The sequence below is a fragment of the Cupriavidus sp. genome (assembly GCF_057315035.1).
In genome coordinates this window covers 514009-526392 of sequence record NZ_DBHKYV010000001.1, presented here as the reverse complement: position 1 = coordinate 526392, position 12384 = coordinate 514009, and the positions used below count along the sequence as shown (strand labels likewise).

Annotated in this window: 13 protein-coding genes; 7 read left to right on the top strand and 6 right to left on the bottom strand. The window is 65.2% G+C overall.

Translation table 11 applies throughout. The annotated features are described in order from the left end of the window. Positions 1 to 7 precede the first annotated feature (7 nt). From ACO550_RS02510 to ACO550_RS02490, 5 genes are read left to right on the top strand one after another with little or no spacing between them, the layout of a single operon-like run. Positions 8 to 940, top strand: a complete 933-nt coding sequence (locus ACO550_RS02510) for a hydroxymethylglutaryl-CoA lyase (protein WP_315593394.1) — start codon at positions 8 to 10, stop codon at positions 938 to 940. 18 nt (positions 941 to 958) lie between these two features. Next, on the top strand, positions 959 to 1450 hold the full coding sequence (locus ACO550_RS02505) for a YbaK/EbsC family protein (protein WP_315593393.1): 492 nt from the start codon (positions 959 to 961) through the stop codon (positions 1448 to 1450). Then, complete coding sequence (locus ACO550_RS02500) at positions 1450 to 1704, top strand: DUF1289 domain-containing protein (RefSeq protein ID WP_315593455.1); 255 nt, start codon at positions 1450 to 1452, stop codon at positions 1702 to 1704. Before ACO550_RS02505 ends, ACO550_RS02500 begins: the two co-directional genes overlap by 1 nt. Continuing rightward, the gene (locus tag ACO550_RS02495; protein ID WP_315593392.1) at positions 1701 to 2627 is read left to right on the top strand and encodes an MBL fold metallo-hydrolase; all 927 of its coding nucleotides are present in this window, start codon (positions 1701 to 1703) and stop codon (positions 2625 to 2627) included. Before ACO550_RS02500 ends, ACO550_RS02495 begins: the two co-directional genes overlap by 4 nt. 2 nt (positions 2628 to 2629) lie before the next feature. Continuing rightward, entirely contained in the window at positions 2630 to 3181 is a 552-nt protein-coding gene (locus ACO550_RS02490; protein WP_315593391.1) for a GNAT family N-acetyltransferase, read from the top strand. Positions 3182 to 3344: 163 nt separating this feature from the next. Here ACO550_RS02490 and ACO550_RS02485 read toward each other — a convergent pair whose 3' ends face one another. From ACO550_RS02485 to ACO550_RS02460, 6 genes are all read right to left on the bottom strand, one after another. Next, entirely contained in the window at positions 3345 to 5483 is a 2139-nt protein-coding gene (locus ACO550_RS02485; RefSeq protein ID WP_315593390.1) for a TonB-dependent receptor, read from the bottom strand. Between the two features lie 101 nt (positions 5484 to 5584). Then, a complete protein-coding gene (locus ACO550_RS02480; RefSeq protein WP_315593389.1) occupies positions 5585 to 6010 on the bottom strand; it encodes a hypothetical protein in 426 nt (141 codons plus the stop codon). Further along, positions 5973 to 7166 (bottom strand): GTP-binding protein, encoded by a 1194-nt coding sequence (locus ACO550_RS02475; protein WP_315593388.1) that lies wholly within the window; start codon positions 7164 to 7166, stop codon positions 5973 to 5975. Before ACO550_RS02475 ends, ACO550_RS02480 begins: the two co-directional genes overlap by 38 nt. A gap of 210 nt (positions 7167 to 7376) precedes the next feature. Beyond that, on the bottom strand, positions 7377 to 7796 hold the full coding sequence (gene dksA / locus ACO550_RS02470) for an RNA polymerase-binding protein DksA (RefSeq protein WP_485994074.1): 420 nt from the start codon (positions 7794 to 7796) through the stop codon (positions 7377 to 7379). Between the two features lie 612 nt (positions 7797 to 8408). Beyond that, entirely contained in the window at positions 8409 to 9494 is a 1086-nt protein-coding gene (locus ACO550_RS02465) for a GTP-binding protein (RefSeq protein ID WP_315593386.1), read from the bottom strand. A gap of 36 nt (positions 9495 to 9530) precedes the next feature. Beyond that, positions 9531 to 10028, bottom strand: coding sequence for a transcriptional repressor (locus ACO550_RS02460; protein WP_315593385.1), 498 nt, complete (start codon positions 10026 to 10028; stop codon positions 9531 to 9533). A gap of 142 nt (positions 10029 to 10170) precedes the next feature. Between ACO550_RS02460 and ACO550_RS02455 the strand changes: the two genes are divergently transcribed. Together ACO550_RS02455 and ACO550_RS02450 are read left to right on the top strand one after the other, a co-directional pair. Continuing rightward, complete coding sequence (locus tag ACO550_RS02455) at positions 10171 to 11076, top strand: alpha/beta fold hydrolase (protein ID WP_315593384.1); 906 nt, start codon at positions 10171 to 10173, stop codon at positions 11074 to 11076. A gap of 233 nt (positions 11077 to 11309) precedes the next feature. Continuing rightward, positions 11310 to 12296: a tripartite tricarboxylate transporter substrate-binding protein gene (locus ACO550_RS02450; protein WP_315593383.1), complete on the top strand. Its 987-nt coding sequence runs from the start codon at positions 11310 to 11312 to the stop codon at positions 12294 to 12296. The last annotated feature ends 88 nt before the right edge of the window (positions 12297 to 12384 follow it).

Below are 12384 nucleotides of genomic sequence, written 5' to 3'. Positions count from 1 at the left end.
GACAGACATGACAATGCCCCAATACGTGAAGATCGTCGAAGTGGGCCCGCGGGACGGCCTGCAGAACGAGAAGGCGATGGTGCCCACCGACGTCAAGGTCGCGCTGATCAACAAGCTGACCGATGCCGGCTTCGTCAACATCGAAGCCGCGTCGTTCGTGTCGCCCAAATGGGTGCCGCAGATGGCCGATGGCGCAGAGGTGATGGCACGCATCGAGCGCCGGCCCGGCACGCTGTATTCGGTACTGACACCGAACATGAAGGGTTTCGAAGGCGCCGCGGCGGCCAGTGCCGATGAGGTGGTGATCTTCGCCGCCGCGAGCGAGGCGTTCTCGCAAAAGAACATCAATTGCTCGATCGCCGAATCGATCGCGCGCTTCGAGCCGGTGGCCGCTGCCGCCAAGGAAGCGGGCATCCGGTTGCGCGGCAGCATCTCGTGCTCGCTTGGTTGTCCGTATCAGGGCGAGGTGCCCGTAAGCGCCGTGGTCGATGTGGTGCGCCGCATGCGCGAGCTGGGTTGTGACGAGATCGATATTGCCGACACCATTGGCGTGGGCACGCCGGTCAAGGTGCAGGAAGTGATGCGTGCCGCGACCGCGGAGTTCGCGATGGACCGCCTGTCAGGCCACTTCCACGACACCTATGGGCAGGCCCTGTCGAATATCCTGGCCAGCCTGGAGGTGGGCATCGGCATCTTCCACGCGTCGGTGGCCGGCCTGGGTGGCTGTCCGTACGCGAAGGGTGCCACAGGCAACGTGGCTACCGAAGACGTGCTCTACATGCTGCACGGCATGGGCTTGCATACCGGCATCGATCTCGATGCCGTGGTGCGTGCAGGTGACTATATTTCGCAGGCCATCGGGCGTGCCAACAGCTCGCGTGTGGGCAAGGCGCTGCTGACCAAATGGGCCGCCGCCACCGATGCGGCGGCCTGTGTCTGAACACGGAGAATGGATTCAATGAGCGAGACCCCCGCGCTTCCCGATGCCGCGCAACGCGTGGCCGACCTGCTGGCCGGCATTGGCCATGATCGTCCCGTGGTGATGCTGCCGGCCACCGGCAGGACCTCGGCCGAGGCGGCGGCTGGCCTGGGCTGCAGCGTGGCCGAGATCGCCAAGTCGATCATCTTCCGCCGCGTCAAGGACGATGTGCCGGTGCTGGTGATCGCCAGCGGCAGCAACCGCGTGGACGAGGCCAAGGTGGCCGCGCGCGTCGGCGAGCTGGGCAAGGCCGATGCGAAATTCGTGCGCGAGAAAACCGGCTATGCAATCGGAGGTGTATGCCCGATCGGCCATGCGGTCAAGCCGGTCATGCTGCTCGATGCGGACTTGTTCCGGTACGACAGCGTGTGGGCAGCAGCCGGGCATCCGCACGCGGTGTTCAACCTCACGCCGCAACAGCTGCAGGCCATGACCGGTGCGGACGTGGCAGATGTCGCCCAGGTGCAATGATGACACCGGCACGGCGACGCCTGTTGGCTGACCTGGTACGGGGCGCTGCGGCGGCGCAGATCGTGTCGCCGGTGCCGTCGCCCTGCCGCAGTGTCTGCAAGATGGATGCGACCAGCGGCTATTGCGAAGGTTGCCTGCGCACGATCCAGGAGATTGCGGGCTGGTCGCAATCCGACGATGCCGAGCGGCGACGCGTCTGGGCGCTGCTGCCCACGCGCGTGACGCAGCTTTGCGCGCAAGGCAGCGCGGCATGAGCACGCCGTTGCTGCCCGCCACGATGCGCGTGTTCGAACGTGGCTGGCTGTCGGCCAACAACGTGCTGTTTGTCGACGATGCCACGCACGACACCACGCTGGTCGATACCGGCTATGTCACGCATGCGGGGCAAACCGTGGCACTGGTGCACGCGGCCCTCGAAGGTCGGCCGTTGCGCCGGGTCATCAACACGCATCTGCATTCCGACCATTGCGGCGGCAACGCCGCGCTACAGGCACGCTGGCAACCACGTACCGCGATCCCTGCAGCGGAGGCCGCGGCCGTAGCGCAATGGGATACCGATGCGCTGACTTTCGACGCCACGGGCCAGCAATGCACGCGCTTTACGTTTGACGATGTATTGCAGGATGGCGACCGCTTGCAGCTCGGCGGCATGGACTGGCAGGTGATCGCCGCGCCGGGCCACGATCCGCATGCGGTGATGCTGTTCGCGCCGGCGCAGCGCCTCCTGATTTCCGGCGACGCGTTATGGGAGAACGGCTTCGGCGTGATCTTTCCCGAGCTCGATGGCGACAGCGGTTTTGCCGAGCAGGCCGCAATCCTGGAGCGGATCGAATCGCTCGAGGTCCGCACCGTGATTCCGGGGCATGGGCGCGTGTTTGACGATGTGCACGGCGCCGTCACGCGTGCGAAGAGCCGGCTCGACTATCTGCAAGGCGACCCGCTGCGCAACGCCACGCACGCGATACGCGTGCTCGTGAAATTCAAGCTACTGGAGGCGCAGGCGTTGCAGCGCGACGCGCTGTTCGCATGGATGCGGGCCACGCCGCTGATGCAACGCATCCATGCGCGCTTCATGAACGCGCAAGCGTTGGAGACGATCTTCGACCAGACGCTGCAGGCGCTGGCCAAGGCCTCGGCGCTGTCATTCGACGGCGACAGGGTCATCGACCGCAACTGATCATGCTGCCGCTGAGAGGCAAGGACTTCCAGCTGCGTCCGTTTCGTGCCAGTGACGAAGCGCAGTTCGTGATGGCCGTGCGCGAATCGATTCCGACCGTTGGCTTGTGGATGCCGTGGGCCCGCGCGGACTACGGCGTGTACGACGCACGGGAGTGGTTCGACCGTTGCGCGGCCACGATGGAAGAGGGCACTGCATACGATATCGGCGTGTTTTCACCCGACGGCCGCGAGCTCTATGGCGGCGTGGCCATCAACCAGATCCGGCGCGAGGACAATCTCGGCAACCTCGGCTACTGGATTCGCCAGAGCCAGCAGCATCGCGGGCTGGCTACGGGGGCGGCGGTAATGATGGCGTGTCACGGCTTTCATGCACTGGGGCTTACGCGGCTGGAGATCGTGGCAGTCGAGACCAACCTCGCAAGCCGCGCCGTCGCCGAGAAGATCGGTGCCGAATTCGAATGCATCGCCCGGAACCGTTTGATCCTGCGCGGGCGGCCCGTGGCGGCCGCCGTGTATTCGCTCGTGCCCGAGTCATTTTCGACATTGCGCTGACCGTTGTTATGCCCTCGGTTTGCTCCCCTCTCCCGCATGGCGGGAGAGGGGCGGGGGAGAGGGCCAGCGGTCCAAATTGCGACAGATTGGCAAGCAGAACCGCTTTGCCCTCTCCCCCAACCCCTCTCCCGCGCGCGGGAGAGGGGAGCAAGACCTGACTTCGTTAAAACTGCGTGCGCATCCCCACTCTCACACTGCGGCCTGGCAGCGGTGCGATGTCGCGCAGGATCGAGGTGGCGCTGCGTGCCTCGGTGTTGGTCAGGTTGTCGCCGCGCACATAGAACAGCGTCTGCGTGCCGGCCAGCTTCATCTTGTAGGTCAGTGACACACCCAGCATCGTGTAGGCATCGGTCGGCGTATCGCCCGATGGCACGCGGCTCTGGCGCGCGTTCCAGTCCACGTTGATGCGCGCGCCCCATGGGCCCGCGCCATAGACCAGCGACCCACCAAGCCGCAGCGGCGACAGGCGCGGCAGCGGTTCGCCGTTGCTGCGGTTCTCGCCGTGGACATAATCGGCGCGTGCCTCGAAGTCCAGCGTATCGCTGGTGGTCAGCATCTTCTGCAGCAGGCGTGTCTTGCCTTCGGCCTCGAAGCCATACAGCGTGGCCGGTACGCCCATGTACTGCAGTTCGGGCAGCGCGCCGGCGCTGCCGGCAGTCACCACATTGCCTTCCGCGTCGCGGTAGCTGCCGGTGTTCATCAGCGCCAGGTAATTCTGGAAGCGGCTGTAGTAGCCCGACACGCCGCCGCTATGGTTGCCTTGCTTGAAGCGCATGCCGAGGTCGATCGACGTGGCACGTTCCTTGTTCGCGTTTGGATCGCCGACTTCGAACGATCCGGTGGCCAGGTGCGGCCCGTTGGCATACAGCTCGTAGAAGGTGGGCGCGCGCTCGGTGTAGGACAGGTTCGAGGTCACCGTCCAGACCGGATTGAGCTTGTAGAGCAAGCCGGCCGAGGCGCTGCCTGCGTTGAAGCTGCGGTTGGCATCGGTGAAGCGGTCGTTGCCATTGGCGCTCGCTTTCACGCTGCTGTGGTCGAGGCGGCCACCGAGGTTCAGCTTCAGGTCGCCCGAGGCAATCAGCGGCAGTTCCTCGAAGACGAAGAACGCGGCATTGTCGGTGGCGGTGCTCGGCACGAATGCTTCCTCGCCCAGCGCCGAGAAATCGGTGTGGCCGAACTGCGTGCCGATCACCCCGCTCATGTTGCCGATCTTGCCGTGCGTGGCTTCCAGCCGCGCATCCCAGCCATGGTTCTTGAAGGTGGTGCCGGTCACGCCGTCCTCGATCTCGCGGTGCTCGTAGTCGGTGTAGCTGAACTTGCCCTTGACCGACTCGATGATGCCGCTGGTGGTGCCGGCCAGGTTGCGTGCCTCGCCTTCCAGCGCAAAGCGGTCCTGCCGCATCTTGATGCGTGCAGCTTCCTCGGCCGGCGTGCCGTAGTCGTTGCGATAGGTCGAGTAGTTGGCGCCGACAAAGCCGTCAGCCCAGGTGTACGAGCCGCCCATCGAGCCGCCTTCCTGGTGCGCGCTCGTGTTCGGAATCTTGCCGTACGCCTCGCTCTCGCCTTCGGGCAGCGGTTGGGTGGCGCGCAGGTTGCCGCTGCGTGCATAGCCGGGAATGCGCAGGTCGCTGGTCTGGCGAACGAAGGCATCGGCGTGCACCGCAAACTTGCCGTTGCCGGCTTCCAGCAGGCCACTGGCATTGCGGCCCTTGTCGCCGCCGATCGTGCCGCTGACATCGGCCGCGCCGCTGACGCCGGTGATCGGGTCGCGTGGAATGCGGTTGTCGATCACGTTGACCACGCCACCCACCGCGTTGCCGCCATACATCAGCGCGGCCGGGCCACGCACCACTTCGATCTTCTCGGCGACGAGCGGGTCGATTGGTACCGCGTGGTCGTAGGACAGCGTCGATGCATCGAGCGTCGAACCGCCGTTCTGCAGCATCTTGATGCGGTCGCCGTCGAGACCGCGGATGATCGGACGGCTAGAGTTCGGGCCAAAGTACGACGACGACACACCGGGCAGGCTATTGAGGGTCTCGCCGATCGTGCTGGCCTGGCGCACGGTCAGCGCATCGCCGCCGAGCGTCGAGACCGGCGCGACCATTTCGTTGAGATCGCTGCCCAGCGGGTTGGCGGTCACCACCACTTCCTTGAGCGTTTGCGGTGACGGTGGCGGTGCGGCCGGCGCGGCGGCGTCCTGCGCCATGGCGTGTGAGGAGAGGCCTGCGGCGATCAATGCGGCAAGCGCCGCCAGCGGGGTGCGGCGCACCGCCGGAATACGGATGGGGTTCGAGTACATGGCTCGCGATTCGAATTCGGTTAAGCGGGCGCGCGGCGTTGGCAGCGACGAGCCCGGTCAGGCTGGCGCGAGCGCGTGGCATGACGCCACGCACCCGGCCATCAGGCGAATGCGAATGCGGCGGGTGGGGCGCGGGAGTGGAACGGGCGTGCCGCGGGCAAATCGGGCCAGCGCCACGCCAGGTTGGCCGGTTTGACCGGCTTGCCAAAGGCGAGCTTCGGCAACGCGAAGCTGCCAAAGTGCGTGTCGGCCAGCGTCGCGCCATCGAACAGCACGCACGAATGGAGGCCAAGTTTCAGGAAGGACGGTTCGCTGTGCGTGGCGTCGCCGGACTCCAGCGTGATCGCTGATGTCGGCGCGCCCGGCAGGCCACCGTGCACCACGCGGTGCACCAGGCCCGCGTGCTGCGCCAGCAGCAGGCAGGCCACGAGCCACAGCGCTGGCCAGAAGCCGAGGCCGCGTGCGCGCCAGCGTGAGAGGAGCGGGAAATCAGTGCGCATGCCCGCAATCGCACGGGTCATCGCCATGATCATGCTTGTGATCGTGGCGATGGTGCTCGTGTTCGTGATCGTGATCTTCGTCGAACGCGTCGCTCCAATCCGGGAACGGATCGGGGTAGCTGGCCCATGTGTCGGGGCCGGCCGCCATTTCTTCGTCGGTCAGCAGGCAGGCGTCGAGCTGCGCTTCCAGCGCGGGCACGTCGAGGTCGGCGCCGATCAGCACCAGTTCCTGGCGCCGGTCGCCATGTTCGGCGGGCAGTCCGTCTTCGAGCAGGTCGGCCTCGATCGCGGCACGTGCCAGGCCTTCGGCAGGCCACTCGTCGGCATCGATCGCGGCCCACCAGGCTCCGGCGGCGCCGGGTCGGCAGACACCACCGGCCTGGCTCCAGTCGCCGGCAATGTCCATCCGGCTTGCCAGCCAGAACAGGCCCTTCGAACGCAGCACGTCGCCGTGCTCGCGCATCCATTCGGTATGGATCAGGTCGGCGAAGCGTTGCGGATGGAACGGTCGGCGACGACGGTAGACCAGTGTGGCTATGCCGGCAGCGTCCGGAATGGCATCGCCTTGCAAGGCGGCTTGCCAGCCCGCCGCATTGGGCGTGGCGTCGATATCGAAGCGGCCCGTGCCCAGCACGCGCGCGGCAGGTACATTGCCGTGGCTGGCTTCGATAATGGCGGCGCGCGGATTCAGCGCGCGCAGCATCACATGCAGGCGACCGAGCTGGCCGGCGTCGACGAGGTCGATCTTGTTGACGACGATGACGTCGCAGACCTCGATCTGGTCGATCAGCACGTCCACCACGGTACGGTCGTCTTCATCGTGGGCCGCCAGGCCGCGCGCCGACAGGAAATCGGCGTCGTGATAGTCCTGCAGGAAGCGGCCGGCATCGACCACCGTGACCAGTGTGTCCAGATGGGCCACGCCTGGCGCCTGCTCGCCGTGCTCGTCCTCGAATGCAAAACCTTCGGCGATACCCAGCGGCTCGTCGGTCGGATCGGCCTCGATGACGGCGAAGTCGTACTGGCCGGTATCGGCCAGGCGGTCCACTTCCGCAAGCAGGTCCTCGCGACTGTCGATCACGGCCACGCGCACGCCAGGCTGGGACATCAGCTGGTGCAGCAGGGTGGTCTTGCCGGCGCCGGTGAATCCGGACAGCACGGTGACAGGCAGGCGAGCGGCCATGGTGTTAGGGAAGTGGTCTATTGCAACAAAGTTGCGACTGTAGCAGAAAGCGGGCGGCGGCGACAGGCCGTCTCCATGAGCAATGGTAGTGCCGTAGCCGTGACGCTACAAAGGCATCTTCGGCGCAACCCGTTGCCTACCCCGCAAAAAAAAAGCAAAAACGGCCCGGCAATGCCGGGCCGTCTGGCCTGCATCGGTACTGCGCGCGGATCAGTCCCCGAACAGCTTCTGGCGCAGTTCGCGGCGCTGCTGGGCTTCCAGCGACAGCGTGGCCGTCGGACGGGCCAGCAGACGCGGAACGCCGATCGGTTCGCCAGTCTCTTCGCACCAGCCGTAGTCGCCGGACTCGATGCGCTGCAGGGACTGCTCCACCTTCTTCAGCAGTTTGCGCTCACGATCACGCGTACGCAGTTCCAGCGCGTGTTCTTCCTCGATCGTGGCGCGGTCCGCCGGATCCGGCACGATGACCGTCTCGCGCAGGTGTTCCGTGGTCTGGTCCGCATTCTTGAGGATTTCGTCGCGAAGCTGCTCAAGGCGATTCTTGAAGAAGGCGAGCTGCGCCTCGTTCATGTAATCCTTGTCGCTCATCTTCAGGATTTCAGCTTCAGTCAGAATTTTGTTGCTGCTCATGGTTCCTGCTGATTCTCTTGTTGATGCGACCGGCGGTGTCTTCGTCCGCTCGGGTGCAGTCGCCGTCCGCTTGCGCGGCGCGGCTGTTTCACTCTGGCTGGCTGCAGTCTTGCTGCTTCGCGTGCCTCCCTTGGCCTCGCCCGCTTCGGCGTGCGCCGTACTGCCGCGGGGAGCTGGCGTCGCCGTTTCGGGCGGCGCCTTGAGCGTCTCCGCCGCAGCGCTACCTGTCTTGCTGCGGCTTTCCTTGGTCTTTGTTGCGGCTGTCATGGGGACACCTCTCTCAACGCGTCGAAGAGTGCCGGCGCTTTTCGAGGGGACCCCGGGCGGAGGGCGGTCTCCGCACAAAGCCCTGCGACCGCGCCTGCTGGCGGCCTGCGCCTCATGCTGACGACGACCCGCCGCCCTGCAGATACGGACAGCGCCCAGAGGTGCGCAGCCCGTATCAAATCCGGCCTATTGTACTTGAACAAATTTTTCCGAGATATGGGAGAAAGCCGGACAAGAGACAGGAGTTTTCCCGATATTCCCCCCCAAAGGGGAGGGTAGCGCGGCGTCGGAGGGGGAGGGGGGGACCCGCCGCCGGAGCGGCGGCGGGCGCACCTGGCAGGAAAATCAGGCCAGGCAGGTGGTCAGACCTTTCAGAATGGCGTCGCGCGGCAGGTCCACGCCAATGAATACCATCTTGGTGCCGGGGGTTTCGTCGCCCCACTTGGCGCCGACGTCACTGCCCATCAACTGGTGCACGCCCTGGAATACCACCTTGCGGTCCACCCCGTCCATGAACAGCACGCCCTTGTAGCGCAGCAGCTTTTCCCCATAGACCGACAGGATGCCCGACAGGAATTCCTCGAGCTTGCCATAGTGGAACGGCTTGTCGCTGCGGAAGACGAACGAGGAGATGCGGTCCGTGTGGTGGTGATGATGGTGGTGGTCGTGCGCATGGCCGTGGCCGTGATCATGGTCATGGTCGTGCCCGCAATCGGTGCCGCAATGTTCGCCATGCTCATGATCGTGCTCGTGGTCATGCTCATGTTCCTCGGCGCGCAGGAAATCCGGATCGATCTCGAGCTTCTCGTTGAGGTTGAAGCCGCGCAGGTCGAAGATCGTTTCGATCGGTGCCACGCCGAAGTTGGCGGTGTGGATCGGCGCACGCGGATTCATGTGCAGCAGCCGGTGGCGCAGATCGTCCACCTCGGCCGTGCCAACCAGGTCAGACTTGGTAATGAAGATCACGTCGGCAAAGCCCACCTGGCGCTGCGCTTCTTCCTGCTTGTCGAGCTGCAGGTTGCCGTGCTTGGCATCGACCAGCGTGATCACGGCGTCCAGCAGGTAACGCGACGCAATTTCCTCGTCCATGAAGAACGTCTGCGCCACCGGGCCCGGATTGGCCACGCCGGTGGTCTCGATCACCACGCGGTCGAAATCGAGCTTGCCTTCGTCGCGTTGCGTGATCAGGTCCGACAACGCCTGCACCAGGTCGCCGCGGATCGTGCAGCAGATGCAGCCGTTGCTCATCTGCACGATCTGCTCGCGGCCATCCTGCACCAGGATCTCGTTGTCGATGTTCTCTTCGCCGAATTCGTTCTCGATCACGGCGATCTTCATGCCGTGCTGCTCATTGAGGATGCGCTTGAGCAGCGTGGTCTTGCCGCTGCCGAGGAAGCCGGTCAGGATCGTGACCGGAATGAGTTTGGACATATTGTTCTGCTCCGAGGAAAGAGATCGCCTGCGTGTTCAATGCTCTGCGTCGCTGCGCGCCTTGCCGCACTCCGCGCATACGCCATTTACGGTCAGCTCCACATGCTCCACCGCGAATCCGCTGGGCACCTTTGGCGCCACCGACTTGCCTGCCGTTTCCAGGCAGAACGTGCGGTCGCAGCGCGTGCAGTGAAAGTGGCTGTGCTGGCGATGGACTTCGGCGCGTGCCGCCTCATGCTCTACCAGCGTGAAGCGGAATACGCGATCGTTGCCGGCGCGCTTCTGCGCCAGGCCCTGGTCCACGAGCCAGTCCAGCACGCGGTACACGGTCACGCGGTCCACGTCGCCATCGGCCGGCAACCGGTCGATCACGGCCTGGTGCGTCAACGGTTCCCTGGCTTCGATCAGGCACGCGAGGATGGCCACGCGCGGCTGCGTCACGCGCGCACCAAGCTGGCGCAGGCGCGACTGGGCCTCGTCGCCCGGCAAGGTCGTGGCCTGCGCGGTATCTGGAGCGGTAGTGGGGCGGGTCATGCGAGCGATTTAACCATAGGGCCCGGCGAGTTGCAATTCAGTTGCACAAACAGGGTTTTTGCACGGGGCGCGGCGTGCCGGGAGCGCCTATGATCGGCAGGGAAGGCAGACAAAAGGCAGACAATACCCCGGAGACCATGCCATGCAGAACGACGCCAGCGCGTTGCTGTTTCCCAACTTCGAATGGTTTCGCCTGAAGGTGGGCGAGGTCGAGATCGGCGGCGTGCGCGGCGGCTCGGGCCCGCCGTTGCTGCTGTTGCATGGCTTTCCGCAAAGCCACCTGATCTGGCATAGGGTGGCGCCCGCGCTGGCCGACCGCTTCACGGTGATTGCCACTGATTTGCGCGGCTATGGCAGCAGCAGCGCGCCGCCGGCTGGCGCGGGGCACGAGACCTACAGCAAGCGCGTGATGGCGCAGGACCAGGTCGAGGTGATGCGCCAGCTCGGCCATGCCAGTTTTGCGCTGTGCGCGCATGACCGTGGTGCCCGCGTGGCACACCGGCTATGTATTGACCACCCCGAGGCCGTGAGCCGCCTGATGCTGCTCGATATCGCGCCCACGCTGGACATGTACGAGGCCACCGACATGGCCTTTGCCGCCGCGTACTGGCACTGGTTCTTCCTGATCCAGCCCGCGCCATTCCCGGAAACACTGATCAATGCGGAGCCCGACTTCATGGTCGACAAGCTGCTGGGGCTGCGCCATGCGGGTACCGGACCAAGCCCGTTCGTGCCCGACGCCATGGCTGCCTATGTGGCGGCGATGCGCGAGCCGGCACGCGTGCATGCGATGTGCGAGGACTATCGTGCCGCCGCCACGATCGACCTCGATCATGATCGCGCCGATCGCGAGGCCGGCCGCAAGCTGGCCATGCCAGTGCGCGTGCTATGGGGCGAGCATGGCGTGGTGGCACGCTGTTTCGAGCCGCTGAAGCTCTGGCAGGACGTGGGCCAGGACGTCTCGGGTGCCGCGCTGCCGTGCGGCCACTACCTTCCCGAAGAGGCGCCCGACGCGCTGCTTGAAGAGATGCTCGGTTTCCTCGGATAGGCCGCTTTCTCGCGGGTTAGCCCCTATACCTCGCAGTTGTTCGCGATTGCTAACATCCACCTCCGGCTCCGCCTGTCGGCGGGGCTTGACGCTGCATACCACCCATACATCGTGCCGATGGTCACCGCGTTTTTCCGATATGGATCAACGCGATCGGGCGCGCGCAAGAGCGACGCTTCCGGCGGCACGCGCGGCGTTGGAACGGGAATCCAGAGGGAACAGGAGAGACGTACATGAAACGAGTTGCATTGCATATTGCAGCCGCGCTGGCGGTTGCGGGCGTGGGTGCCTTCACGGGGGCACAGGCCCAGGAATTCCCTGGCAGCAAGCCGGTGCAGGCGGTGGTGCCGTTTGCGGCGGGTGGCCCGACCGACAAGGTGGCGCGTGAACTCACGATGATCATGTCGAAGCACCTGGGTGCGACGATCGTGATCGAGAACCTGGGCGGTGCCGGCGGCACCATCGGGGCCAAGAAGGTGGCGCAGGCCAAGAACGACGGCTATACGATCCTGATTCACCATATCGGCATGTCCACGGCCCCGGCGCTGTACCGCAACCTGGGCTTCGATCCGCTGAAGGACTTCGAGATGGTCGGTGAAATCGCCGACGTGCCGATGATCCTGGTGGGCAACAAGCAACTGCCGCCCGCTACGTTCAAGGACCTCGTGCCGTATATCAAGGCCAACGCCAGCAAGCTGTCGCTGGCCAACGCCGGTATCGGCTCGGCTTCGCACCTGTGCGGCCTGCTGTTCCAGAGCGCGCTGCAGACCGAACTGACCACTGTCCCGTACAAGGGTACCGCCCCGGCGCTGACCGACATCCTCGGCGGCCAGGTGAACCTGATGTGCGACCAGACCACCAATATTGCCGGCCAGCTCAAGGCCGGCGCGCTGAAGCCTTACGCCGCGATGCAGTCGCGTCGCGTGGAAGCGTTCAAGGACGTTCCGACCGCGGCCGAGCAGGGCATGCCGGGCGTGGAAGTCAAGATCTGGCACGCCATGTACGCACCCAAGGGCACGCCCAAGCCGGTGATCGACAAGCTGTCGGCCGCGTTGCAGAAGTCGGTGCAGGATCCGAACTTCCGCGCCAAGATGGCCGAACTGGGTGCCGAAGCGGTGCCGGCGCAGCGCGCCACGCCCGATTCGCTGCGCACGTTCCTGACGGCGGAAATCAACAAGTGGACGCCGGTGATCAAGAAGGCGGGTGTCTACGCCGACTGATCGAATTTGCTGCAGATGCAGAAAAGGCCACGCGAGCAGCGTGGCCTTTTTGCTTTTGTGCCGTGGGATCAGCCGTTTCCTATATTGG